General features: G+C 38.1%; 27 protein-coding genes and 1 pseudogene. 23 read left to right on the forward strand and 5 right to left on the reverse strand.

Translation table 11 applies throughout. From position 1 onward, the window contains the following. Nucleotides 1-46: 46 nt before the first annotated feature. Entirely contained in the window at nt 47-547 is a 501-nt protein-coding gene (locus HCN54_RS11835; protein ID WP_072983525.1) for a DUF6702 family protein, read from the reverse strand. A 73-nt stretch (nt 548-620) separates the two neighbouring features. Next, nucleotides 621-1,493, reverse strand: coding sequence for a hypothetical protein (locus HCN54_RS11840; RefSeq protein ID WP_167597952.1), 873 nt, complete (start codon nt 1,491-1,493; stop codon nt 621-623). 395 nt (nt 1,494-1,888) lie between these two features. Between HCN54_RS11840 and HCN54_RS11845 the strand changes: the two genes are divergently transcribed. Then, nucleotides 1,889-2,212, forward strand: a complete 324-nt coding sequence (locus tag HCN54_RS11845) for a hypothetical protein (RefSeq protein WP_167597953.1) — start codon at nt 1,889-1,891, stop codon at nt 2,210-2,212. A gap of 114 nt (nt 2,213-2,326) precedes the next feature. On the opposite strand, the gene HCN54_RS11850 is transcribed toward HCN54_RS11845, so the two are convergent. Further along, nucleotides 2,327-3,094: a hypothetical protein gene (locus HCN54_RS11850; RefSeq protein WP_167597954.1), complete on the reverse strand. Its 768-nt coding sequence runs from the start codon at nt 3,092-3,094 to the stop codon at nt 2,327-2,329. Between the two features lie 123 nt (nt 3,095-3,217). Here HCN54_RS11850 and pepE point away from each other — a divergent pair, with 123 nt between their 5' ends. After that, entirely contained in the window at nt 3,218-3,922 is a 705-nt protein-coding gene (gene pepE, locus HCN54_RS11855) for a dipeptidase PepE (protein ID WP_167597955.1), read from the forward strand. Here the strand turns inward: pepE and HCN54_RS11860 are convergent. Beyond that, on the reverse strand, nt 3,919-4,347 hold the full coding sequence (locus HCN54_RS11860; protein WP_167597956.1) for a GNAT family N-acetyltransferase: 429 nt from the start codon (nt 4,345-4,347) through the stop codon (nt 3,919-3,921). The two genes, pepE and HCN54_RS11860, sit on opposite strands and share 4 nt — an antisense overlap. Nucleotides 4,348-4,552: 205 nt before the next feature. On the opposite strand from HCN54_RS11860, the gene HCN54_RS11865 reads away from it, so the two are divergent. The 14 genes and pseudogenes from HCN54_RS11865 to HCN54_RS11930 all read left to right on the forward strand — a co-directional run bounded on the left by HCN54_RS11865 (nt 4,553) and on the right by HCN54_RS11930 (nt 15,762). Continuing rightward, the gene (locus HCN54_RS11865) at nt 4,553-4,798 is read left to right on the forward strand and encodes a GNAT family N-acetyltransferase (RefSeq protein ID WP_240924878.1); all 246 of its coding nucleotides are present in this window, start codon (nt 4,553-4,555) and stop codon (nt 4,796-4,798) included. A gap of 15 nt (nt 4,799-4,813) precedes the next feature. Then, entirely contained in the window at nt 4,814-5,260 is a 447-nt protein-coding gene (locus HCN54_RS11870; protein WP_167597958.1) for a GNAT family N-acetyltransferase, read from the forward strand. Next, nucleotides 5,257-5,994 carry a M15 family metallopeptidase gene (locus HCN54_RS11875; RefSeq protein WP_167597959.1) on the forward strand — a complete coding sequence of 246 codons (738 nt, stop codon included), beginning with the start codon at nt 5,257-5,259 and terminating at the stop codon, nt 5,992-5,994. Before HCN54_RS11870 ends, HCN54_RS11875 begins: the two co-directional genes overlap by 4 nt. A 12-nt stretch (nt 5,995-6,006) precedes the next feature. Continuing rightward, nucleotides 6,007-6,771, forward strand: a pseudogene (locus tag HCN54_RS11880) (M48 family metalloprotease). 122 nt (nt 6,772-6,893) lie between these two features. Next, on the forward strand, nt 6,894-8,411 hold the full coding sequence (gene gpmI, locus HCN54_RS11885) for a 2,3-bisphosphoglycerate-independent phosphoglycerate mutase (protein ID WP_167597960.1): 1,518 nt from the start codon (nt 6,894-6,896) through the stop codon (nt 8,409-8,411). 12 nt (nt 8,412-8,423) lie between these two features. Further along, nucleotides 8,424-9,011, forward strand: a complete 588-nt coding sequence (locus tag HCN54_RS11890; protein WP_167597961.1) for a thioredoxin family protein — start codon at nt 8,424-8,426, stop codon at nt 9,009-9,011. Between the two features lie 161 nt (nt 9,012-9,172). Then, nucleotides 9,173-9,559, forward strand: a complete 387-nt coding sequence (locus HCN54_RS11895) for a hypothetical protein (protein ID WP_167597962.1) — start codon at nt 9,173-9,175, stop codon at nt 9,557-9,559. Further along, on the forward strand, nt 9,552-10,886 hold the full coding sequence (locus HCN54_RS11900; RefSeq protein ID WP_167597963.1) for a hypothetical protein: 1,335 nt from the start codon (nt 9,552-9,554) through the stop codon (nt 10,884-10,886). Before HCN54_RS11895 ends, HCN54_RS11900 begins: the two co-directional genes overlap by 8 nt. Nucleotides 10,887-11,078: 192 nt before the next feature. Further along, nucleotides 11,079-11,309 carry an NAD-dependent dehydratase gene (locus tag HCN54_RS11905; RefSeq protein WP_167597964.1) on the forward strand — a complete coding sequence of 77 codons (231 nt, stop codon included), beginning with the start codon at nt 11,079-11,081 and terminating at the stop codon, nt 11,307-11,309. A gap of 280 nt (nt 11,310-11,589) precedes the next feature. Then, nucleotides 11,590-11,808 (forward strand): hypothetical protein, encoded by a 219-nt coding sequence (locus HCN54_RS11910; RefSeq protein ID WP_167597965.1) that lies wholly within the window; start codon nt 11,590-11,592, stop codon nt 11,806-11,808. Between the two features lie 339 nt (nt 11,809-12,147). After that, nucleotides 12,148-12,939 (forward strand): RluA family pseudouridine synthase, encoded by a 792-nt coding sequence (locus HCN54_RS11915; protein ID WP_240924880.1) that lies wholly within the window; start codon nt 12,148-12,150, stop codon nt 12,937-12,939. 73 nt (nt 12,940-13,012) lie between these two features. Then, nucleotides 13,013-13,624 carry a hypothetical protein gene (locus HCN54_RS11920; protein WP_167597966.1) on the forward strand — a complete coding sequence of 204 codons (612 nt, stop codon included), beginning with the start codon at nt 13,013-13,015 and terminating at the stop codon, nt 13,622-13,624. A 170-nt stretch (nt 13,625-13,794) separates the two neighbouring features. Further along, nucleotides 13,795-14,655 carry a helix-turn-helix domain-containing protein gene (locus HCN54_RS11925; protein WP_167597967.1) on the forward strand — a complete coding sequence of 287 codons (861 nt, stop codon included), beginning with the start codon at nt 13,795-13,797 and terminating at the stop codon, nt 14,653-14,655. Nucleotides 14,656-14,742: 87 nt separating this feature from the next. After that, the gene (locus HCN54_RS11930) at nt 14,743-15,762 is read left to right on the forward strand and encodes an alpha/beta hydrolase family protein (RefSeq protein ID WP_167597968.1); all 1,020 of its coding nucleotides are present in this window, start codon (nt 14,743-14,745) and stop codon (nt 15,760-15,762) included. A 299-nt stretch (nt 15,763-16,061) separates the two neighbouring features. On the opposite strand, the gene HCN54_RS11935 is transcribed toward HCN54_RS11930, so the two are convergent. Beyond that, entirely contained in the window at nt 16,062-16,694 is a 633-nt protein-coding gene (locus HCN54_RS11935) for a DUF6266 family protein (protein WP_167597969.1), read from the reverse strand. A gap of 296 nt (nt 16,695-16,990) precedes the next feature. Here HCN54_RS11935 and HCN54_RS11940 point away from each other — a divergent pair, with 296 nt between their 5' ends. From HCN54_RS11940 to HCN54_RS11970, 7 genes are all read left to right on the forward strand, one after another. Next, nucleotides 16,991-18,148 carry a tyrosine-type recombinase/integrase gene (locus tag HCN54_RS11940; protein ID WP_167597970.1) on the forward strand — a complete coding sequence of 386 codons (1,158 nt, stop codon included), beginning with the start codon at nt 16,991-16,993 and terminating at the stop codon, nt 18,146-18,148. Between the two features lie 46 nt (nt 18,149-18,194). After that, a complete protein-coding gene (locus HCN54_RS11945; RefSeq protein WP_167597971.1) occupies nt 18,195-18,677 on the forward strand; it encodes a hypothetical protein in 483 nt (160 codons plus the stop codon). Between the two features lie 155 nt (nt 18,678-18,832). Beyond that, a complete protein-coding gene (locus tag HCN54_RS11950) occupies nt 18,833-20,491 on the forward strand; it encodes a HEAT repeat domain-containing protein (protein ID WP_167597972.1) in 1,659 nt (552 codons plus the stop codon). A 139-nt stretch (nt 20,492-20,630) separates the two neighbouring features. After that, a complete protein-coding gene (locus tag HCN54_RS11955; protein WP_167597973.1) occupies nt 20,631-21,062 on the forward strand; it encodes a hypothetical protein in 432 nt (143 codons plus the stop codon). A gap of 159 nt (nt 21,063-21,221) precedes the next feature. Next, nucleotides 21,222-21,866, forward strand: a complete 645-nt coding sequence (locus HCN54_RS11960) for a hypothetical protein (RefSeq protein WP_167597974.1) — start codon at nt 21,222-21,224, stop codon at nt 21,864-21,866. Nucleotides 21,867-22,045: 179 nt separating this feature from the next. Beyond that, nucleotides 22,046-23,137, forward strand: coding sequence for a nucleotidyltransferase family protein (locus HCN54_RS11965; protein WP_167597975.1), 1,092 nt, complete (start codon nt 22,046-22,048; stop codon nt 23,135-23,137). Between the two features lie 156 nt (nt 23,138-23,293). After that, complete coding sequence (locus HCN54_RS11970) at nt 23,294-24,547, forward strand: hypothetical protein (RefSeq protein ID WP_167597976.1); 1,254 nt, start codon at nt 23,294-23,296, stop codon at nt 24,545-24,547. The last annotated feature ends 98 nt before the right edge of the window (nt 24,548-24,645 follow it).

Here is a 24,645-nt window from a genome sequence, read left to right on the forward strand (position 1 = left end):
TGCTTAAGAATTTTATAAAAATAAAGATTAACCTAATCTTAGTAAATTATTCAGAAAAGTTTAACACCGCTTTATCATTATCTCGGGTAAGTAAAAAGCTTTTTTTAGTGGTTCCGGTATTGAGATGCACCACATTTTTTTGATCTTGAAAAAGATCCATCAGTAAGGTGTTTTCTATTGAAATGCTTTTAGGATTTTGAACATCAGTCACTTCAATAAAACAAACTACATAATCCATCTCATCTTTATGTCCTATGTAATTCAACCGGCGTTCTTTTCCGTTGATCTTGACAATAAATTTTTGATTGAAATACCGCTCAATATAACCGTCTAACTTCTTCTGATCGTAGGAAGCATCAACCTTGATCGACTTATCATAACGCTCTTGAAATACCTTTTGAAGATCGTCATAAAACACTCTGGTTACCATTTTAAGCGCGTGATCTTTAGCATCGTAATCTGCTTGTGTGACACTAAAATAGTATTTGTGTGCTGCGGCTCCTAATAAAGGAAGCGCCACAAGTAAAAGCAAAATTGTTTTTCTCATAAGTCTTGTAAAAATACGTCTTTTAAAATGCATTGCGGCGCTACCCAATCAAAATGCATTCCACAACTTCAGCTTAATTTTCTAAATCGCTTTGAACTGCTACGCCTTCCTGCTCTTTTGAGCGGATGTATAGTGGGGCTTGTTCCAGTAGCATTTCCATAAGTGCTAATGGATTATTGCTTGAAGCTATCGCTAAATGCTCTTGCTGATCCATATACACATAATGCACAAAATCGTCAATGTAGCGCGGACCTATACGAAGTCTATAAATGTAGGTGCTGTCTGAAACTAAGTTGCGCGCCTCTTGTACTTTCAGTTCCATATTAGACAATTTTACGATCTTCTTTAGATACGCGGTACGACCACTTATAGCATTGATAACGGCATCCACGGGTATTATCCCGCCCGCCGAATGCGTTGCCGTATATAAACGCCGCTCTTCTTGCGTGCGCACAGGTCCTGTGTAAACCGGTAAACCGGCAGCTGCAGGATCAAAAGGCTTTTCTAATTTAGGCAGATTCATATCATCTCCCAGTCGTCCACTGAGATCAGTATCACTAATGTTTACATCTTCGAGTTCGGTTACTTCGGTCTCTAATTTGATCTCTATATAGCGCCGCTCAAAGATTTGAGGTGTGATCACGATCTCTTGATGTTTAAACTGTAAAGCTGAAATGTAGAGGGTATCGTTTTGACGCACGGGTATTGTGAAATTTCCGCTTTGCGTAGTGATGGTTCCCTTTTGTAAGGTAAGATTTAGAATATGTAAGTATTCGTGCTCAATAGAGTCATTGATCACGCGCCCTTCTAACATTTTCACTTCTTGAGCCTGAATGCAAAACGTACAAACAAAAAAACTCAAGATGCACAGTTGCACTTTAAAGTGAACTGCGCCACCCAAAATTGAACCTAAACTATTAGAAGGAAACGGAATAGTGTTATTCATTTATAAGAATTGCTTCTGACCTAAATACGCAGAAAAATAATTTTAGTTGCAAAGGCCGCTGTAATTCACCTCAAGGTATTTTTTGAACTCTGGGTACAACAGAACATTTAGAACCTCCTTGTTTGTCAACCGAAAGTAAAACCTGTTACAAATCGCAAACCTAAAAAATATATTTTACTGAAAATAAGCGACTTAAAACCCCAACAAAACTAAATCGATTAAACACAACACGTAATAACAGTACAAATAACATTTAAAATACTATTAATCAGTCATTTAAACCATTCATCGACAGCAAAAAACCATTCATCGACAGAAGCAGGCAGCTCACGGTGAAAACGATATCGTAATCTCATAACAAACCTACATTTGTAAAGAATTTAAACGGTTTAGTTATGAAGACTTTTTTACCTCTTGCTTTTTTATTTTGTTCAATGATTGGGTTTGCTCAAAACTCTAAATCAATAACTACGACTCCAGAACGAGTTGCACAAGAAGTATCGCAACAAAGCGATCAAACTAATGAAGAGAATATTAAAAATACTGCGGATAAAACCACGGCGATGCAACACACGTACAGTGCCCCTAACTGCTCACGTGGTTTTTACGCAACCCCTATAAAACAACAAAGCAAAAAGGCCATTTTGCCTGAGCAAAAAAGAGCCTTGGATTCTCTAAAACACAGCCCATATTTGGCCTATGCAACTAGAGGATTTTAACGCGTCTTTCACCCCTAAAATAAATAGTGTTAGTTTGATTTTTGGTTAGTTAATTCGAAAAAGCAGTCTTGTTGTTGGGGCTGCTTTTTTACATGAAGCACATTAAGTTTCCGCTTATTTGCTTGCAGCCAATTCTTTTTTAAAGTCTTCCCGCTTATCTATCAAAAACTGAATTAGGGCAAGTTCGTTCCCTTGCTCAAGCATTTCTTTAGTTAGTCCATTGGCGGCTACATAATCCATATACTGGCCTATGTGTTCTTTTTTGATATCCAGATTATTCTGAAAAAATGTATTGGAATACATTTCAGCAAGTTCATCTTCTGCAGCTTCCTCCTCTTCCCCATCAGACTTTTGAAATATTGCTTTAAAGATATTTACAAAGTTGAGGCCGTACCGCCAGCGTTGATCATCTATTGCAATATTATCAGCCGGAGAGTTCTTGTCATACTGGCTATCTTCAATACGAATGTCGCTTCCATCAAAAGGCACAGGATCTACAGTGCGCACCCGGTTTACATCGGCTACAATATCTCCGGTAAGATCATAAGGCGTTACGATAATTTCGTCTAGCACATTTACCGTCTCTCTCAGCGTCACATTTATTTGTTTACTGCTTACCACGCCCTGGTCAACCACTACAGTTATTGGCGCAAATTGAACCGACTGAATTACGACTTCATCATTACGCGCTACGGCAATATCAAAAGTCCCTTCTTCTGAGGTTATGGTTCCGCGTTGCGCGGTTTTATTATACACTACAATTCCTGCTACATCATCGCCGGCAGGAACAATAATTTGCCCGTCGATCATAACCCGGGCAACTTGCGCCTGTAACGAAAAACCTATACTTAAGCATAACAATAGTGTAGTAACCAGCTTCATGATATCACGTTTAAAATTCTACTATGAAGTAACGACATGTATTTTAAACTACCCGATAATTGCGCGTAAATTTTTGTTAAATACCTTCTGGCACGTACCTTTGAAAAACAAAACCTAAACCCTTTGAAAAACTTAATTCTTGCCAGCACCTCCACCGTTCACGGAGGCAGTTACTTAGATTATTTAAAACCTCAGCTTAGCGAACATTTTAAGGCAGCCAAGCGCATTATTTTTATTCCGTATGCGCGTCCCGGTGGAATTTCGCACGAATTGTACACTGCTAAAGCTCAGGAGTTTTTTAAACAATTGAATATTGAGGTAGTGGGCCTACATCAATTTAAAGATCCGGCGGAAGCGCTTAAAAAAGCTGAAGGTGTTTTTACCGGTGGCGGCAACACGTTTTTACTGGTCAAGCAATTGTACGAGTATAAAGTTCTTGAAGTTTTACGTGACCGTTTGTATGAAAACATGCCGTACTTAGGCACCAGTGCAGGAACCAATATTGCAGGAGTAAGTATGCAAACCACAAACGATATGCCTATCGTTTACCCTCCTAACTTTAAAACGCTGGGTGCGGTTCCTTTTAATATCAATCCGCATTATCTGGATCCCGTAGAAGGCAGTACGCATATGGGCGAAACCCGAGAAACCCGTATTAAAGAATTTCATCAATTTAATCAGCTTCCCGTTGTAGGATTACGGGAAGGCAGCTGGATCGAAGTTAAAAAACGCGTATACACCTTACGCGGTCCGCACAGCGCACGAATTTTTGAGGCTGATAAGGCTCCATACGAATTGCCTACTGATTCTGAAATTACCGTAAACTAAAGCTTCTTTAAAAAGTGATAGCCTTTGATTACATAGTTTTCATTCATATAAAACTTGTGACTGGGAAAGTTATGCACGTACGTATTTAATTCTGAAGTTTCACAGCCTTCCGCCCGCGCGTAGTCGTAGATCCATTGAAAAACCTGTTTTCCTAAACCTCGATTGCGGAATTCAGGTTTGATATACACGTGATCTACCTCGCAGGTTTTTCCGGCATAATGCCGTACGGCAAACCACAACCCAAAAACACCGGCGAGTTCGCCTTCAATATAAATACCGCGACATTGATACCGATGCTCAAACATTTGGGTAAAACGTGCTTTTAATAGGTTTTCTTCCACCGTGTGCTCCATCAATTCCTGAACCAGTGGTAAAAAGGTGTTAATGTCTTCTTTATACAAACGGGTGACCGTAATTTTGGACATAATTGCTATTTTTAAATGTATATCCTTTCAGTTGTATTAGAAAGGAAGTAAACGCGCTCAAGGCAAAACCTAGAGGTGTTTGTTAGAAACAAAATTTCAATTCAGCGGCTAGCCTCGGAGTATTGAACCCTTTGGCGGTGCCAATAAAAAACACGCAAAAGTAATGGATTATACAATTCAACATAGAGAAAATGACAAACGAGGAATGTTCTGGATAGAAGGTGAACATGGAAAAATCTCTGAACTCACCTATACCGTTCAGGATGAAAACACCGTCATTGTGGACCATACCGAGACAAAAATGGAACACGAACATCAAGGTTACGCGAGTAAACTGCTGGATCATACGGTTGCATGGGCACGTTCAAAGAACATCAAAATAGAGCCACTTTGCCCTTTTGCCGAAGTAAAATTTGATGAGAAACCTGAGTACGCAGATGTGCGTGCTTAATTTATATATGGCATTTTGAAAACAAATCCGTTTACCATTCACGAGATCACTTCGGCAGAAACCTATGCGGTACGCCACCCGGTACTACGCGCAGGCAGACCTATAGAAACCTGTGCAATGCCCGGTGATGATGCCGAAGATACGTTTCACTTAGGACTTTTTGATGCTGAAAAACTCATTGGGGTGGTTACCTTTATGAACGCTGCCAAACCGCAATTTAAAGGAAAGCAGTATCAGCTACGCGGGATGGCGGTTCTTGATGGTTATCAAGGTAAAGGCTTGGGAAATCTATTGGTCGCTGCCGGTGAAGCACGGCTTAAAGCTGCAGGCTACAAGCTTCTATGGTGTAACGCTCGTATCAAGGCTCTTAACTTTTATACCCGCAAAGGTTTTAAAATTGAAGGTGAACCTTTTGAGATCGATCCCATAGGCACGCATTACCTGCTTTATAAAAATTTATGATGAAACGAAGACGCTTTATACAAACCACGGCTCTTGCGACTGCCGCACTAAGCAGCTTCCCAAACTGGGCTCTTGCTCTGGAGACCTTGAGCACAGACCAACTTATAGGCAAAGGCAATCCTGAGCTTATTGAGAAAGACGGCTACCGCCTGCGCCCTGCTGCGGCTGAAGCTTTTGATAAGATGGTCGCTGCCGCACAACAAGACGGCATCGGTATTCAGGTAGTGTCTAGTTATCGGGATTATGCACATCAAAACCGCATCTGGGAACGTAAATTCAAAAGCTATACAGCTAACGGAATGAGCGACCTTGATGCGATCAAAAAGATCATCGAGTACAGCACCATCCCCGGGACTTCGCGACACCATTGGGCAACCGATCTTGACATTATTCAATCGGGAACCGGTGTGACCAGCAATGTGCTTGACCCTGATAAATTTCACGGTACCGGTCCGTTTTGTGAACTTAAAGCTTGGCTAGATGAACATGCGGAATCCTTCGGTTTTTATGAGGTGTACACTAATGATTATGGTCGCAAAGGCTTCAATTATGAGCCGTGGCATTTTAGCTACGCGCCACTTTCGGTTGGCTATCTTCAACAGTATAAAGAACTGGATGTAGCGAAGATCCTTCAGCAGGAACACTTACTGGGAAGTGAAGCTTTTACTTCAGCATTTATCGCCCAGTACCGTACAGAAAATATTTTAGATATTAACCCCGCTCTTTTGAGCTAAAATCCTTTCAATATGAAATTAGGCGGAAGAGCACTCAAGTTATTTTTAGGGGTAGCCATTGTAGCCTTTGGTGTTATCCGATATTGCGGCAGTCAGGAAGAAAACCCATACACCGGCAGAACGCAAGCCATTAGTCTCTCTACAGAATAAGAGATCGCTATCGGTTTACAGAATGCTCCCATAATGGCTGAGCAACACGGCGGCCTGTATCCCGATCAGCGTTTACAAGATCAGATTGATGCTGTGGGTAAAAAATTGGTAGACAACACCATCGCTCAGGAAACACCTTATCAATACGAATTTCATTTACTCAGCGATCCCAATACGGTGAATGCTTTTGCGTTACCGGGCGGGCAGATCTTTATTACCTACGCGCTTTATAAACGGCTGAACAGCGAAGACCAATTAGCCGGTATTCTAGGGCACGAAATCGGTCATGTGGTGGGGAGACATTCCGCCGAGCGTATTGCGCAAAGCGAACTCGCTAATACGGTGGCCACCGGGGCGCAAGTAGGCGCAGATGCAGGAATGCTCGCCAGTGAGTTAGGGCAAACCATCTTGCTTAAAAACGGTCGCGGCGACGAACTGGAAAGTGATGATCTGGGTGTAAAATTTATGCTTGAGGCCGGTTATGATCCAGAAGCGCTTATTGAGGTGATGCAGATTCTTAAAGAAGCTAGTGGCGGGCAGCGCGTACCGGAATTTCAAAGCAGTCACCCCGACCCTGACAATCGTATTGAAAAAATACGTGCCGCGATTGACAAGTACCGCGCTTAAACCCGTAACATTTCTAGCGTGATTGCCCCTTCTAGTTCTAGAAAACGCTAAAGTTATTAAAACGCAAAGTTTTCGTAATTCGCGTTAAGAGTGATTATCTTTGTAGTACAACTAGAAAAACCATGAATAAGAAAGTCATTTTAATGATCCTCGATGGATGGGGATTTGCACCTAATAAAGAAGTTTCTGCAGTAGATCTTGCTGAAACTCCGTTTATTGATTCGTTATACACCAAATATCCGCACGCGCAGTTGCTTACCCACGGTGGTAATGTAGGCTTGCCCGACGGACAAATGGGAAACAGTGAAGTAGGTCATATGAACCTGGGCGCCGGTCGCATTGTATACCAGGATTTTGCCAAGATCAACAAAGCCCTTAAAGAAGATAAATTACGCGAGCAAAAAGAGCTTAAAGATGCATTTGCTTACGCGAAAGAAAATAAGAAGCCTATTCACCTCTTAGGTCTGGTTTCAGACGGTGGAGTGCACGCGCACATTGACCACGTTAAAGGACTGATCAAAGCAGCGAACGAAGTAGGTGTTGAAGAAGTTTACGTACACGCATTTACAGATGGTCGTGACGTTGATCCGCAAAGCGGGGCCGGCTTTATCGAAGACCTTGACGGTTATGCTAAAGAGAATGGCGCTAAACTGGCGAGCATCACCGGCCGTTACTTTGCGATGGACCGCGATACCCGTTGGGAGCGCGTAAAGAAAGCCTATGACGCTGCGGTAAAAGGAATCGGGACCAAAACTACAGATCCTGTTGCTGCGATCAAACAATCCTATGCAGACGGTACTACTGACGAATTCCTAGAACCTTTGGTGATCACCAAAAATGATGCACCGGTTGCCACAATCAATGAAGGCGATGTGGTTTTATTCTTTAACTACCGTACTGACCGTGGACGCGAATTGACCCGTATGCTTTCTCAGGAGGACTTCCCCGAGCAGGATACCAAGAAACTCGACCTGTACTACGTGACGATGACCAATTACGATCAGACGTTTGAGAACATTCATATCATTTTTGATAAGGACAACCTGACCAATACGATTGGTGAGGTGGTTTCTAAAGCAGGTAAAAAACAGATCCGTATTGCAGAGACTGAAAAATACCCACACGTGACCTTCTTCTTTTCGGGAGGACGTGAAAAAGAATTTGAAGGCGAAACCCGTTTGATCGCAAAATCTCCAGATGTAGCGACTTACGACCTGAAGCCTGAAATGAGCGCGTATGAAGTGCGTGATAAGATCACTGCCGAATTGAAAAAAGAAGAAGTGGACTTTGTTTGCCTCAACTTTGCCAATCCCGATATGGTTGGACACACCGGAGTGATCGAAGCAGCCATCGCTGCCTGCGAAGCGGTAGACAGCTGCGCTAAAGATGTGATCGAGACCGGTCTGGAGCACGGCTACAGCACCATCGTGATCGCCGACCACGGAAACTGCGAAACCATGAAAAATGAAGACGGTTCGCCAAACACCGCGCACACAACCAACCCTGTGCCGATCATCGTGGTAGACAACGACATCAAGAGCGTAAAAGACGGTATCTTAGGAAACGTTTCTCCAACGATCTTAGATATGATGGGTGTTGACAAACCAGCAGAAATGGACCAGGAAAGTCTGGTTAGCTAAAACATACAAACTATGAAAACGTATAAAACAGGTCTTTTAGCCCTTGCATTGGGCGCACTGGTAAGCTGCAAGACCACCACAACCACCACGAGTACTGCTTCTAAAGCTCCCGAGGCTCCCGCAGCACCGGAAGCACCGGCTAAACCGGCAACGCCGCAACAACCTGAAATGCTCACCGGTGAGACGGAGCGTATGGAATTACAAACAGGTACTTTTGGTTCGTGGTTTAATCCCAATTACAAAGAATACAGCATTGATAAGGATGTGGTTTTACAGCTAAAACCCTTACTGAAAGATGTAGATGTCACCGTTTTTATGGGAACCTGGTGCAGCGATAGTAAACGAGAAACGCCTCGCTTCTATAAGATCTTAGATGCGGCAGGTAAAACACAAGACGTCGAACTCATCACAGTAGATCGTTCTAAAACCACACCTGAAGGACTGGAAAAAGGCAAAGACATCAAGCGTGTACCTACTTTGATCTTTAGTAAGAATGGTACAGAATTGGGCCGCATTGTAGAATATCCTATTGAAAGTCTTGAAAAAGATATGCTGAAGATCTTACAAGGTCAACCATACAAACACGCCTACGCCGATTAGGCCTAGCAAAACAAATTTTATTTAAAAGCGACAGTTCTTTAAGAGCTGTCGCTTTTTTTATTGCTTTTAGTTATAATAGTTGGCTTTATTGCTGATTTTGTAATAAGTATGATGTAGATTTATCCATATTTCATACCATTTAATAGCCTAAAAACAGTGAAATGAAATTGAAATTCCAAAAAGACATCGAGAAAATAAAAGATTGCCCAGCAAACAACGAGAAAGGGGAAAGAATTTTGTTTCGCTGTGTAGAAAGTGAATTGTCTGAAAAATCATTCACTCCAAATGCTGTACTTTTAAAACCAAAATTTCAAGATACCTGTATTGCTTGGGGACTTTCAGTATTTAGCACATTTGACTCTGCCAACGAGATGTTGAAAAATCTATCAAAAAATAAAAGAGTGAATTATGCAAACATTGCACAAGCTACAATTAGTGATGAACACGGCATAAAATATGGTTCCAAAAACAAGAAGCATTATACATTCTTTCCTAAGGAAGAATTTAATGTTGTGGACAATTTTAAAATAGTAGGCGATAATGAATAAATCAACTCACAATAGCGCCTTTGACTTAAGTCAATTTGAAAAGATTGAGGATATTATATATCTCGATGAACCAATATTAACACATCTTACTAGAAACGGTAAACACTTTTTACTTTACCTAGTTGATACAATCGAAAGAATTGATATCTATTTGATGTTTGAGCTAGAGGAAACTGTCATCTTTGCATATTTAACTAAGCAAATTAGCTTAAAAGATGTAATCACTTCAAACAAAAACTTTATTTATAAAATTGAGCAAGATTTTGAAGGTGTTATAAAGAATACTAGTTTGACTCAGAGCAATATTCTTCCAGATTCTTACCTACCAGCAGAAGATTCGTATTTAACATATGAGCCAACTAATGAATCTTATTATTATAAGTTAATTAAAGACTTTGAAAGTAAAAGTTATTTACGAACTCTTCAAAAAGAAGCTTTTTATATTCGTCTAGCACCAACAAATGACAAATATGCTGACACTATCGGTTTCAATGAATTAGCTGGATACCTTTTAAAAAATATATCAGCCTCATTCAAAAGCTTTCTAAAGGCTGATTTTTTTGAATCATTCAAACATCAAGTTTCAGATCAAAAGAAATTAAACTCTTTATTCAGTCGTTTATCTGAAGACCTTGATTATAGAATGGTCGATTTAAATTTTAGAAGTTTTGAAATCGGTCTTGCGGTAGATAAAATAATGAAAAAATCAATTCAGGACAATGAAGTTAGAGGATGGGCTATGAGTGTTGGTTATAAATACAAGGACATTGTTCTAGACGATTATGATGAAAAGGCTGTTAAAAACATAATATACAGCTACACGGAAGAAGATAGAAAAAAAATCTTTGAGCCTATTTTTAAAATCACAGAAAATCCAAACTTTCAACTACAAGTTAAAAATTCTAAATCAAAACCATACTCTCGAATAAATGTAAAAGACAAAGCTATAATTGAAAAAATACTACCCCCAATTACAACCGAACTAAAAGAAGACAAGCATAAAGAGTACGAAATCATTCAAGTAACTACAATAAAGGAGAAGGATAAATTAAGAAAAACGATCCGCTTAGATGAAAATACTCTATTTGAATCTTCAAATACTAAACAGTATATTTTAAAGAAAAATGATTTTGCCAAATTCAACTTTGATCTAAATTATAATGTAAATATACCGTTGGACATTTCTACACAAGATGGAAAAATTATACTAAGTACTAATTATCAAGGTATTGATTTTTCTAAAACTATAGATGCTGGGAAATTTGATGAAGGGCTGAGACAGATAATTAATTCTATTTATGAGTATATTGTAAATAAGGAGGAATAAAGAAAATATATCTAAAGTTTTACAATCTCCCTCACTCCGTTCAAACACTCTTCTAAAGAACAGACCTAAACAAAAACACCACCTATCTCTATAAAAACCAATCATTTAACCACAAACCCCACGCTTATCCTAAAGAATATGCTTAATTTATAGGTCCATCAAAAAACAGCCTATGAAACATATTCTTACCCTGTGTATCACATTTATGATCGTAAGTTCGACCTCTTGCGCAACCTAGTAGAAACCGACCTCAACCGGGTAGCTTCACCTTGGCATACCGACCTTGATCTGGGGCGACCAATCGAGGTGATGACGGATATGAGTAAATCCCGTAAACTAGGCTTTACCGCCTATCAAGATACTCGAGATTCCTTTTTTGAGCTTTTTGATACTCTGAAAGCAAAGCATATCATTCCGGCTTAAATGAGTTGATTTCTACAACAGCATTTAAAAGCGGTTTGCCTGATGTGGCATACCGCTTTTATGTTTAGTGAATTGGTTGTTTGTGATTCGATAACATATGCAATTGCAATAGACATCGCAAAGAGCTATCACGGAGTCCAAGAGGTTTATGCAGATTTGAGGCATAAAGGATTACCCGGAATACAGTAATCCTTAGCTGCTATAGTTCACGTATTAAATACAACAGCTGTAGATCTTTTTAAAAATCCTATCTTGAGCTATCAATCTCAAAATTCTTACCATGAACAGCTTTTACCTTCTTGCATGCTTATTTTTTATAGTGATCAGTGCCGCCTTTTATTTTGACACATATCCACATTTTAAGAAGATGTATGGCAAAAAAGAATGGAACACGTGGACGCGCCGTGTGTTTTACTGGCAAGGCACATTAGCCGTGGGAAGCTTAGGTACCTTTGCCGTACTTTATTTTTTACGTACTGCAGCAGTAGTTTCTTTTTAACCTATAGCACATAAAACAATCATGAAAAAATTTGAATACAAGATCATCACGGTGAGTGTAGCTCATTTTAGAAAAAAAAGCTTTCAAGCGGAAATTGATGAGAAATTTGACCGGTGGGTGAAGCCGGTTGGGAATTGATTAAAATGGAACCGATTTCTGAAGGTGGACTCTTCTTTCAAGGTGCCAATACCAAAAAATTCTTAGCCGTTTTTAAGCGAGAAAAAGCCGCATAAGCCTCAGTTTTTTTATAATCTCTTCTTTAAAAAGCAACACATCAGCACTTCCGAAACCCATACCGTCCCTCCTCAGGAAAACCCCTTACGGTTACAAGAATATGGCGTGGGTATTTTTAAGGCTGCAGCAACCAAATCGGCATTAAAGAAACTGCTGAAGAAAGGCTACATCAAGATTAACGGTGCCCCGGCGAGTACGGCTACCTGGATCAAAGGTGGTGAAGTGCTAACTTTGGAAGTTCCACAACAGCACAAGAACCAAAAAAAGCTTCGGTTAGCCTTAGATGTGCTGTATGAGGATGAATTTTTGGCCGTGGTACACAAACCTGCCGGAATTTTAGTAAGCGGGAATAGCTTTAAAACATTGGCGCGCGCGCTTCCTCAAAATTTAGAAGAAAGCAGCTTAGCTGATGCTTGTACACCGCAACCGGCACATCGTTTGGATTATGCAACCACCGGTGCTGTTTTAGTAGGTAAAACCCGTGAAAGCATCCGCCAGCTCAATCAGCTTTTTGAGAACAAAGCAATCAGTAAAACCTATTATGCGGTGACGGTTGGCGTGATGCCGACTTCAGGAATTATCCATACACCTGTTGATGGCAAAGTAGCCATTTCAAACTATACTGTAGAAGCCTCAGTAGCTTCACCCCGTTTTAAACAACTCAACCTCGTGCGTCTGGAACCCCAAACCGGGCGACGCCATCAATTGCGAAAACATCTAGCCGGAATAGGCCATCCTATTTTAGGCGATCGGGATTATTGCCCCAAAGAACTCCTGCTTCAGGGAAAAGGTATGTATCTACACGCGCATAAGCTTCGGTTTACACATCCTGCAACGCAAAAGTTTGTAGAACTAGTAGATCCGATTCCGCAGAAATTTTTAAAATTGTTTCCCTAAACAAACAGTTTTGTCGCTCCATACTTTTAACCATCCTTTTTTCGCTAAAACTTCTGCTGAACAAAACCGCGCTATGCTGTATGCCATAGGCATTACCGTTATGCTTGGTTTTTTAGCTGTATTGCTGTCCTGGTGGTTGCATTTGCTGTTTATAGGAATTTTGATCTGTTTTATACTCATCACACTTCTGGCACCCTTTGTAGATGTCCCCGGAATGGTCAAAGCCGAAAAGCTTACCTATCATTCTGTTTTCCTTTTAGCTGAAGCGCCAAAAGACGGCGTGCTCAATCTACACGGCGGCACCTTGTTTGACTATGTCTATGTCTTAGACTTTAAACAGTCGGGCAACGTGCGTACGGCATTTATTTTGCAACAGTATTTAGAAGGCCTTTTGCATCTTATTGAACACTATGAGGGAGAAGGACAACCGCTTACACTACGCTGGACGAGCTATATCGTGAATCAAAGCACCGCGGACCGTTTAGGCTTTAAACCCCAACCCAAAGACGGATTACAGCAGATGATTCTCGCCTTTAACTATGGAAACCTCTTAGTGAGTAACTCCCTAGCCAAAGGCAAACTGAGCTTTCCAAAACTGAGCGCCACACAGACTTATGAAGCCTCTCTAGATGATCTTATGGCCCGCAAAGCGTATATTATGCAATTGGTTAAGCGTGTACAGTAGACCCAGATCATTGTAGTATGGTAGTAGTTGGCGCGTAAGCATTCCATCAATAATTCAGAAGAATTCCCAACGCTATATTTTCGGTTTAAAGAGCACTTCTAAAATCAAGTTGTCTATGCTTTTCCTATCTTTAGAGCAAACATCAATCTAATTTAAGAATCACATATCCTTTGAGTCAAAAATTCAACATACCAGATTTTGCGAAGTACTTAAATATCACCGATTCCAAAGATGATGATCTCTTGATGATTCTTTATGATGATAAGAGTAAAATTCCTTTAAAATCAGAACCGGTAGTCATTGATTTCTATCTGTTAGCTTTAAAATTAGATTTTGACAATACCGTTGATTATGGTCAAACCGATTTTGACCACACCGAATCACTTCTTTATTTTGATGCCCCGAACAACCACATTGCCTGGGATCTTGATAAACCTATGACAGGCTATAATCTCCTCATTAGCGCTGATTATTTTGACACCTATGCGAAGCGGTATAGCTTTATGCATTATAATGATCATGAAGCCTTATTTGTAAAGGATGATGAAAAACAAATCTTATTAGATCTTTTTACCAAGGCTTATGCTGAATATCAGTCGACCCAATTTTCGAAGGCTATAGTTACTTCTTATGCAAATCTAATATTGACCTATATAGAAAAATATTATAAGCGCCAGTTTGATACCCGAAGTTTACTTTACAATCAAGTTGTGACTGATTTTCGCAAGAACCTGGAAGACTTTTTTAGCAGCGATGATACCATTAAGGAGCTTCCATCTGTAGGTTATTTTGCCCAGCGATCTAATCTCTCATCCAACTACTTCGGGGATGTCATAAAACACTTCACCGGAGAATCTGCTCAAAGCCATATTCAACATTACGTGATTAAACTTGCCAAATTAAAATTAAGGGAGACTTCACTCCCAATAAGCCAAATTGCGTATAGTTTGGGATACGATTACCCCACCTATTTCTCGAGATTCTTTAAGAAAGAAGTTGGTGTTACCCCTAGTGTTTATCGCAATCAGTAATTTGTTTCAGTCTTTAAGTAATCTGTTTTAGTAAGGAGCACGGGTCACCTTCTAATTTTGCTATAGTAATAATTAAAATCTACTACTATGGAAAATCAAGTGAATCTTAAAGGAGCCGAAAGAGCAGCTACGCATACGTCAAGAATGTCTAAAGAACGTATTGAGAATGCTGTTAAGCAATTGAATGAAATATCTGAATCAGACTATGAAAAAGTGCTAGGCTTAGCCAATGTTTGTAAACCTTTTAGAAGCGTTTTACACAAAACTCCAGATGATTATGGAATGACTCAGTGGGAAGATGTATTTCTTCACGGTATAGATGGTGTGCCTCTAGACGGCTGGTACATTTCTGCAAAAGGTGGCGAAAGCAATAAACTGGTTATTTTTAATCACGCATTACCGATGTGTCGCTCTGGCTTTCAAGGACATTTTGGATTGCCTTTTAGCGGGTATGACAATGTTGAAATTGATTTTGTAATCCAAATGAAACATTTAACTGATGCGGGTTACAATGTATTAGCTTATGACATAAGAAACCACGGAAGAAGTGGCGCTTCTAATAATGGGGTAAGCGGTATAGGACAATTAGAATGGCGCGATTGTGCCGGGGTTAAAACCTATGTGGACAATCACCCAAGGTTAAGCAAAATGAAAGTAGCGCTTTATAGCCAATGTATGGGTGGTAACTCACAATATGAAGCTATTAGCCGCAGACCAGAATTATTTGAAAATGTGACTTGTATGGTAAGCCCAATGGTTGTTTCTATGCGGGCTATTTATGAAGCGTTTTCAGAATTACAAGGCGTTAGTCAATATCTAGACCTAGTTGATTTTGAACTCATGAAAATGGGCGGATGGCTGATGGACGAAATGACCCCACATACGGCTGCACCCGATGTTAAAATGCCTGTGTTTATGATTCAGGTGAAAGATGATGCCTGGACTAAAAACCCTGAAGATGGTCAAAAGACTTTTGACCTTTTAGGAAGTAAGGAAAAAGAAATCCATTGGATTGAAAATACACCCTTACGCTTTAAAGATGGTTATAACTATTTTGGAAGACACCCGGAAAAAGTACTTGCTTTCTTAGACAAATATATGGGTTAACTGTAAATACATAAAAACACGCATTACAGTGCAATTATCAACCAGCGGTTTGAGTGAGTACTCAAACCGCTTTTGTATTTATTAGCAAGCTATGTGGAAATAGAACAACTATCTATACTACGCTAAACGACATATATCATAAATCAACGCACCACGGCACGTTTAGGCTATAACCCCCGACCCAGAACCTAGGTAAAGCGCAGACGTATGAAGCCTCGTTAGAGGATCTTGCTGCTCGTAAAGTGTATATTTAGCAATTACTTAAGCGCATACAAGTTAAGTCGTAGTTTCTTAAATCCTTAGAGCAAACCCAAATAAGTGCTATAGGCATAGCTATCCCCGCTAAAAGTACTGAAGGTTGCCCAGAGGTGCACCGGTGCCTCTGCGAGCGCTTTCGGAAGCTCCAATTGTACCTGTGCGGCAGCGCGTGTGGCACAAGCTTCAAAAAACACATACTCGCTGGTTTGCGGCGCATAACCCACCACGCTAAGCAGGTCGTCAGACTGGGCGAAGGCTTGGGTACTATCGGGCTGCCATTCTAGAACTAATTCCTTATCTGCGCGATGCTGTTGTACAGCTTGATAAGCTCTCTGCTTCCCGGTACTGATCAGGAACTTGGGATAGTCGATCACCGGCTTTCCCTGCTCTAGTTTCACTGCATTTTTAAGGGTATAACTGCGCACTGCATCCCGAGCGGTTCGCTTTTTAAGCCAATCTGTAAAACTCACTTTTAAAAAGGGATACATAGGTTTTATAAACGCACCCACCACCGCAAACCGGTCACAGCTTTGTTGCTTTTTGGGTGTTGGTTTGATCGTATTACGCATGGGCCTGCTACGCACGATAGCCTCTCCATTCTTACCTTTTACAAACACTACCGAACCCACCAGCCCGGTCAACATTCCTTTATTAGTATCTACCATCAACCCCATAACACAATTAATTTGTTGACTTTCAGTATTCTAAAATAAAAATAGTGGCGCTAATAACCTAGTTTTCAATTGATTTTGTTCGCTCCTTAAGCATAGAATGACCGTTAATTAAGCATTGTTTGCCCATAAACACTGGGGTTTAACGCTAAAACAACGGTTAAACTATGGTTAAACATTGGTTGAAGATGCACGTTGATAGTGCTGTTTTAGGAACACGCCTGCTAACCAGAAACAACTATCTCGCACAAAATCAATAATTTAAGAGTGTGTATTAAAGAAAAATGTATTCTAGTAATATGACACCTATCGTAAAGCTTTTGAATATGCGCCATCGCAATCTGAACCACATAGGTTTACAGTTTGCCTATCACGATGGGCTCAAAGCCGTCATCAAGCATGAGCTCCAAGCGCAATGGAGTCAAACCCATCGCGTATGGTATGTTTTAGATACCCCAGAAAATCTGAAGCGCATCTATTCTGTTTTAGCAGCGTTATGTACAATAGATACTTCCAGTTATACGGCGCGGCAATCTTCTAATAAAGAAACACAACCGCTTACAGCAACGCAGCGTTCGGTGTTAAATGGATATTACCGGTATTTGCAAGGAAAACGCTACAGCCAGAGCACGATCAAAACCTATACCTTCTTTGTTTCAGAATTTGTAAAATTTCAGCACAAGATCGCCTTTGAAGATTATACCAACCGCCAGGTTGAACTTTTTATTGAGCAGGTTTTTATTCAGCGTAAGTATAGCATTAGTAGTCAGCGCCAATTTATAAGCGCACTCAAACTTTTTACTACCTATTTTCCGCAAACGCAAATCGCAGCATTGAGTCTAACGCGACCCAAAAAGTCTAAAAAATTACCGGAGGTCATCTCGCAGGAGCAATTTCTTTCATTGGTTCAGGCAGCAAAGAATCTCAAGCACCGTACGATTATTTGCGTGCTTTATGGCAGTGGTTTGCGCATAAGCGAACTTTTAAACTTAGAGCTGAAAGATCTGGACCCAGACCGAAATCAACTCTTTATACGAAATGCCAAAGGCAGAAAAAATCGCTATGCTCAACTGTCGGCTTACTTGAAGCCACTTTTGTTTAATTATCTAAACACCCACAAGCCACAGCGGTATTTTATAGAGGGGCCTAACGGAAAAGCGTATAGTGCGAGCAGTGTGCGAAAATTTCTAGTGGTATATGCTCAAAAAGCAGGGATTGCGCAACGCATTACGCCACACATTTTGCGGCACAGCTACGCCACGCATTTACTTGAACAAGGCGTAGGCATACGGCATATACAGGAGCTTTTAGGCCATTCAAAACCTGAAACTACAATGATCTACACCCATGTAACGCAAAGAGATCTTAGCGCTATTAAAAGCCCGTTAGACTCGGTGATCGCCAAATTTAAACTGGATAAACAGGAACAAAAGTTCCTGTTATCCCGAAAATTATAAAGGGATAATAGGTATATTTATCCTGATATAACGAGTTGCCAAACATATGGAAAAGAACCCAGTAGCACATTGGATAAATACAGACAAGAAACTCAATAACCTAATCGTTGAAATCGAATCAACAGACAAAACTTTAACTGAAAAAGCGGAAATAGCTTTCGAGAAACTTTCGGAATTATACGAAATCCCCAGAATGCCAACTGACATTGAGGATGAAGAACTTGACGAAGATGATTTTGACGGAGTAACTGACCAAAGGTCACTTTTTGAAGAACACGCTCTGATTAAATATTTAGCGGATGAATATGAAGACCCTCGTGGAATGGTTCTATCTGCGGCATTTCATTTGCTAAACAACTATCGAGTTGACTTATTCCAAGTTGCGGAAAAAGAATTCGGAAAAAATATTCCTGAAAAATGTAGAATTGGAATAAAAGGAGAAGGTTATAATGGAGAAGTTGTTTTTCCCAAAAATGAAACTAAAAGTTGGACTGAGTTAGGTTGTAAAATAATGAAACAAATAAATTAAAAAATAACGATTTGCCAACACCGTGTATAGCTCATTGCGGCTGAATTCCTAATCGGAACACAATGCAATTTGCTATCTTAGTTTTACAGCGGAAAATTTTACCAAATTTCCCGCAACGAGCCATACACAAACCCGTTAGGGCACATTAGAACGAAATGAAGAAACACATCATAATTTTACTAACATTTTTAATTTCATTCGCTTCATTCGGACAGAATATTGACGAATTTAAAAAGGATTTTATAAAAGCCACCGAATCTGAATTTAGCGAATCCGAATTGAATGAGATGTTCAGAACATATTCTAATTTACTAACACCTCATAGTGACATAACTCAACTTACTGCAAGTTTCAAAAATGAACGAATAGTTCAATATCCACTTTCCGAGTTTAAAGAAACAGACGATTATAAAAATAATATCCAGACTATACTAAATTCAGAAAATCCAAACCAAAGACTACTTTCTTACTTAGTAATTGCTGGAGCTGGAGACAAGAATTATGAAAAGACACTTTTAGAAAAACTAAAAACAGAGGAAACCAAAGGAAACTTAATTTGGTGTGGAATGGCATTAATGTATTTACAATCAAGCCATACAACACCTCTTTTTGACTTTTTAATTGAGAACGAGAATTTTGGAGACAGTCATATGATACCTATGTATTTCCAACTAAACAAAGATTCACTTCAAAATACTGCTTACAACAGAATTAATAGTACAAACCTAAAGGCTAAAGTTCTTTCTGCACAATTACTTTCAAAAACTGGAAAGAATGAAAAGACTGTAAAGCTATTACTTGATGCTGTAAAGAATTGGGATTATAATATAAAAGGTTATGCAATATATTCCGTGAAAGAATTAGAAATAGGGAATCTAAAAGAGACTTTTATTCCCTTATTAGACAGTACAAAAACTCGTCCTATTGCTATAGAAGCTTTGGCAAATAGTCCAACAAAGGAAGATGTAGATTATTTAAAACAACTTGCTAGTTCCCAAGAAACTGTTGACAAAGACGTTTTAAATGGATTTTTAGAATCAAAGAACCCTGAAAGCGTCAAATATTGGCTTGAATTGGTTTCAAATAGAGAAATCCCTGAAAAGTACTATTTCAATACTTTAAGAAAACCACTTCTATTCTCTGACGAATTGTTAAATGATGTTCAAACAACTTTAAAAACAACAAAACATCTAACTATTCAAAAAGAATTAATTAGAGTTCTTGAAAATCGAGAAGATTCCGTTTCAGAAGAAATATTTCTGAACTATATGGACAACGAAGATTCTTCTGTTCGATATTGGACTGTAGATGCATTAAAAAATACTAAATCAAAAACAGTAATTGCAAAGCTTATCGAATTACTTAAAAAACCAGGAAAACGCGTCTCACCCATTACAGAAATCCTAATCAATAATAATGTAGACTCTCTTCAAACTATTTATGTAAATATTTACAATACATACGAAAGCTCTGAATGGAAAAGAACTGCAATAGAGTATTTGTCTAAATTTCCAAATGAAGAACACAAAGGAATTTTCAAAGATGTTATTCATAATGAAGATTCGGGATTTTCAATGAACCGAAATGCATCTATTGGACTTGCAAACCTAAATAACAAGAGTTCAATTGACCGCATTATTGAGATAAGCGAAAAAGAAAGAGAAGGAAGTGATGGAAATTGTTATTACTATCTAATGGCATTATCAAAAATGAAAGGCACAAAGGCGAAGAATTATATTCTAACTTTTGAGGATAGTGATTCAGAATATGTCTCTGAATTCGTAAATGAAACTATTAATAACTGGAATAAATAACGTGCCCAACAATGGCTATAAGTAATTGCTTGCTTTCGCTTACTTCTGAAAATCCTTGCGGATTTTCAGTTTGGTGTGTACTTGCAAAGTTAAGTGCTAAACCACGCAACTACTCATAGCCGAGACCGTTGTGCATAATATGAAAAAACTAATTCTTGTCATTTTAGCAATCGCTTTTACTTCTTGTAATCCATTCGATGAAAAAAGAGTTTTGGATTATAAAACTGAACTGTCCGATTTGACTTCTAAAATTGGCAAGTATGACAACGGCACTTATGACAGAGACGAAATAGACGAATTTATAATCGGAGATGTTCGAGACTTGGATATTGACTTAATTGTAAAAAATAGCGGAAGGAAAAATCTAAGTTATTCTGGTTTTATCGAGGAAAATGATAGTCTGATTATTTTTATAAAAAGGGCTGGAAACATATTTGGCCAAGAAAAACGGATAATCTATGACTTTAATAAAAAACCGCGGAATTTCGGAAATGATGAAATTATTGGAGCATCCTATAAAGTAATTCAATTGGACAAAAGATTATATTACTCTGAAATTGGATTTGACTAAAAAATACTATGCACAACACCGGCTATAATTCATTGCTGCGGTAATCCTCTCAGTTTATTTGGGCAACTTTACTATCTTTAAATCGGGCGGAAAAGTCCTGCGGACGTTTTCCGCAACGAAACCATAGCCAAGACCGTTGCCAGTAATTTGAAAAAAACATTGGAAATCACAAAAAAAGACATAGAAAAACTAATTGAATTGAGAAAAGAGAACACTTTTCTTAATCATTTATGGAATGTTTTTTCTCGTGATTTTAGACCAAAAGGAGAAATTGGTCGGAATGAAATAAAAGTTTGGAATCAAAGTATGTGGAATGTTGCTTTTTATCCAATTTTCACGTTTGAATTAAACGCAAATAATCATCTGACAAATATAACGGACAAATTAAATCCAATAGGGAAAACAATCGTTGGATTATTTTCAATCGGAATTCTATACTTTGTTTTTAGCAATTTCTCAACCTATTTTGACTTTTTGGAAAATTGGTTGCCAATATTAATTGTTTCGGTTTTCTTGCTGATTTTTATTACAGTTTTTAGAAAACTTTACCAATTCGAAAAGCAAAACCAACTTGACGAAATATTTGAGATTTTGGACATAGAAGTTGAGGAAAAGAAACCAGAAAAAGAATGGTCACTGAAAAATATATTAATCAGATTATTTACATATCCGTTTTGTCTGTTTTTAATCGGACTTAACATTTTTCTAATAATCCCGAATGGTCAATATATTTTAGCATTGGGAACTTTTGGATTTGTTGGATTTTATCTAATTGCGGATTTGAAAATGATATTTAAAAAATAAAAACTACTGGCAACAACGGCTATAGTTCATTGCTGCGGTAATCCTCACCCTTTATTAGGGCAACTTTACTATCTTTAGGTCTGGCGGAAAAGTCCTGCGGACATTTCCCGCAACGAAACCATAGCCAAGACCGTTGGGTGTAATTGCAAAAAAAAACATGCACGTAAAGATATTTAACTATGGAAAGAATTAACGATTACAGACATAAGTCAAAAATATTAAGACAGATTCACTCCAATAAATCTAAGAAATATGGACTTATTAATAATATTCAAAATGTGATTACTGTGGTTGTTTCTTCATTTATCACTTTTATTGGATTTTATGGTATCAGTAACTTGCATCTACTGATTAATAAATGGATAACAATCGATATATCAGTTTTTGAATTTCTATTTAATCTTTTCGTTTTTATCCTATTTATTAATGTTATACTGCATTTAGTATTTCATTTCAATAAGAAGCAGTCAGAGTCAGATAGAGCAATTGTTCTTCTAACATCGATAATAAATGAAGCGAATGATATTATTGAAAAATGGCGAATAAATTCTTCAGCAATAACGGAAAATATTGTCGATTCATTTCGTCATAAATACTTGACTATTACAAGTGTTATTCCTCCAAATTCGGACAAAGAATTTATTAAAGCAAAAAAATCATTCAGTGAAAAAGAAAAAATTAAAAATGAAACAACTCAATTGAGTGTTGACATTTTTGATGAAAAATTTTTAATAGAACATACTTCATCATTAATTAAAAATTCAATTCTTGATACGTTTCTTCGTAAACTGCGGGATACAAATCCAGAATTATATTTAGGTGGTGGAGCTGTTAGAAATTTGGTATGGGATGAATTGCATGGGTATTCACAAATAAGTCAAATAGCAGATTTAGATATAATATACTTTGACAAATTAAGTAATGCAAAGGAACATGATAAGAGGATTGAAGAACAACTTTTCAAAGTAGTTCCAAATATAAAATGGTCAGTAAAAAATCAGGCGAGAATGCATTTCTGGAATAATGAAGATGAATATGTATCGTTTAAGGATGCTATTTCAAAATGGCCAGAAACGTGTACAGCAATTGCAGTTAGATTGAAGGATGATGATAACCTTGAGTTTATATTACCATTTGGACTAAGTGACCTATATCGTTTGATTGTAGTTCCAACACCTCATTTTATGACAAAAATTGATAAGTATAAAGAAAGAATTGAGCAAAAGAATTGGATAAAGACGTGGACTAAATTGAAAATTATCGGAATTTAAAAAAAGCAACATACACCCAACACGCGGTATAGTTAATAAGGGGCTCAGTGGTTTTCGGGGCGTAGTAACCCGCTCCAAATTTCGCTTTACCTTGATAGGTAAAAAGCCCACAAACCCTTACTAACCATACCGCCACCGTTACCCACAATTTGAGAAATGAACGATAATGAATACGAATTAAGAGGGTTTTATAAACCTCATTTCTTTTCTATTTTCTTGAATGGAGAATTTGATATTGAATTTCAAAATTTACAGAAAAATGATTTGGGTACATTTGTGCACGAATACACTCACTATCTTCAAAACATAACAACCATTTTTGGATTAAACAATAGTATTTTATATTTCTATCATCTTTACGAAGTTAAAAAACATATAAAGGAATCTAAACATCTAACTGTTCCGATTGAGGAAATACCATTTAGTAATGGAATTTCGCAAGGAAAAGCAGTCTTTGATAGATACTACGGTACGAAAAATTCCTTTAGTCCTGAATACGACCAAATAAAAGTTTACCTAAAGGAAAATGTTGATAATGGCAGAACATTTAAAGTGGTGCATTTTGATTTGGTTAAGGGAGAGAAAGTTATAAAAACTATTCAATTAGGGAACTTATGTGTAAAGGAAGGAATGGCTAGATTATGTCAATTATATTATGATGATGAAGTTAATCATCCTACTTTTCCATATAAAAGTGTAGAATTACTTTGTAAAATTCTAAATCCAGAGCTGTTAGAGGATAAGCGAAAATTAATAGCATTATGTATTTTGGCATTAAACTCTCAAAATAGCGCATTAACACTTTATGAATTATTGATAGAAGTACGAACAGAACCCGAATTGAACGGGTTAGAAATTTACCAAAAATATATTGTTGAACGTTGGATTGTCCATAAAGGAGAAAAAATATCTATTCAAGATTTTTTGCTTTCCACTATCAATGAGTTTAAAGAAACTCTTTCTGGTTCTATTTATGCAGAGTTACATCATTTTGAAAAAATGTTTGAAAATATAATTCAATCAGTTAAAGCAAACACTTCACCTCTATTAGAATTATTATACTCAGAATTAGACAATAACGAAAAACTAAAAAATTTAATTGATTTCTATGGCATTCCACATATAAGAACGATTACAGGATACGAATTTTATCCATTAGGCTCTAAAGAAGGAAATGAAGATAATCCAGCTTTAGAATTCCTTGACCTTTTGGGACAAAGTATTGTTATTGAAAGAGTGCTAGAATATAATGAGGATACTATTTGTTCTCTATATGCTCAATGCCAAAGAGCAGAAGAAGATATAACTGACGAACATTGTTTTGGTACACAATGGATGAGGGATAATCCTTGTGCATTCAAAACGGTAAGTGATAATTGGAAATTAAACGAGAAAATAAACTGTGGGTAACACCGTATAAAATTAATTGCTAGTGCAAGCTTACTTACGAAAATCCTCGCGGATTTTCTATTCGGTTTGTATTTGTTAAATACGTAGCTTAACCACGC

The sequence above is a fragment of the Leeuwenhoekiella sp. ZYFB001 genome (genome assembly GCF_011784865.1).
GTDB classification, from domain to species: domain Bacteria; phylum Bacteroidota; class Bacteroidia; order Flavobacteriales; family Flavobacteriaceae; genus Leeuwenhoekiella; species Leeuwenhoekiella palythoae.

Bases quoted from the DNA above. Each gene is read 5' to 3' on its own strand.
- HCN54_RS11920 (WP_167597966.1), top strand. From the start codon at position 13,013: ATGCTGTATGCCATAGGCATTACCGTTATGCTTGGTTTTTTAGCTGTA.
- HCN54_RS11940 (WP_167597970.1), top strand. From the start codon at position 16,991: ATGACACCTATCGTAAAGCTTTTGAATATGCGCCATCGCAATCTGAAC.
- HCN54_RS11945 (WP_167597971.1), top strand. From the start codon at position 18,195: ATGGAAAAGAACCCAGTAGCACATTGGATAAATACAGACAAGAAACTC.
- HCN54_RS11850 (WP_167597954.1), bottom strand. From the start codon at position 3,094: ATGAAGCTGGTTACTACACTATTGTTATGCTTAAGTATAGGTTTTTCG.
- HCN54_RS11875 (WP_167597959.1), top strand. From the start codon at position 5,257: ATGATGAAACGAAGACGCTTTATACAAACCACGGCTCTTGCGACTGCC.
- HCN54_RS11965 (WP_167597975.1), top strand. From the start codon at position 22,046: ATGGAAAGAATTAACGATTACAGACATAAGTCAAAAATATTAAGACAG.
- HCN54_RS11970 (WP_167597976.1), top strand. From the start codon at position 23,294: ATGAACGATAATGAATACGAATTAAGAGGGTTTTATAAACCTCATTTC.
- HCN54_RS11910 (WP_167597965.1), top strand. From the start codon at position 11,590: ATGAACAGCTTTTACCTTCTTGCATGCTTATTTTTTATAGTGATCAGT.
- HCN54_RS11935 (WP_167597969.1), bottom strand. From the start codon at position 16,694: ATGGGGTTGATGGTAGATACTAATAAAGGAATGTTGACCGGGCTGGTG.
- HCN54_RS11860 (WP_167597956.1), bottom strand. From the start codon at position 4,347: ATGTCCAAAATTACGGTCACCCGTTTGTATAAAGAAGACATTAACACC.
- HCN54_RS11950 (WP_167597972.1), top strand. From the start codon at position 18,833: ATGAAGAAACACATCATAATTTTACTAACATTTTTAATTTCATTCGCT.
- gpmI (WP_167597960.1), top strand. From the start codon at position 6,894: ATGAATAAGAAAGTCATTTTAATGATCCTCGATGGATGGGGATTTGCA.
- HCN54_RS11930 (WP_167597968.1), top strand. From the start codon at position 14,743: ATGGAAAATCAAGTGAATCTTAAAGGAGCCGAAAGAGCAGCTACGCAT.
- HCN54_RS11955 (WP_167597973.1), top strand. From the start codon at position 20,631: ATGAAAAAACTAATTCTTGTCATTTTAGCAATCGCTTTTACTTCTTGT.
- HCN54_RS11840 (WP_167597952.1), bottom strand. From the start codon at position 1,493: ATGAATAACACTATTCCGTTTCCTTCTAATAGTTTAGGTTCAATTTTG.
- HCN54_RS11845 (WP_167597953.1), top strand. From the start codon at position 1,889: ATGAAGACTTTTTTACCTCTTGCTTTTTTATTTTGTTCAATGATTGGG.
- HCN54_RS11865 (WP_240924878.1), top strand. From the start codon at position 4,553: ATGTTCTGGATAGAAGGTGAACATGGAAAAATCTCTGAACTCACCTAT.
- HCN54_RS11835 (WP_072983525.1), bottom strand. From the start codon at position 547: ATGAGAAAAACAATTTTGCTTTTACTTGTGGCGCTTCCTTTATTAGGA.
- HCN54_RS11900 (WP_167597963.1), top strand. From the start codon at position 9,552: ATGAATAAATCAACTCACAATAGCGCCTTTGACTTAAGTCAATTTGAA.
- HCN54_RS11895 (WP_167597962.1), top strand. From the start codon at position 9,173: ATGAAATTGAAATTCCAAAAAGACATCGAGAAAATAAAAGATTGCCCA.
- HCN54_RS11890 (WP_167597961.1), top strand. From the start codon at position 8,424: ATGAAAACGTATAAAACAGGTCTTTTAGCCCTTGCATTGGGCGCACTG.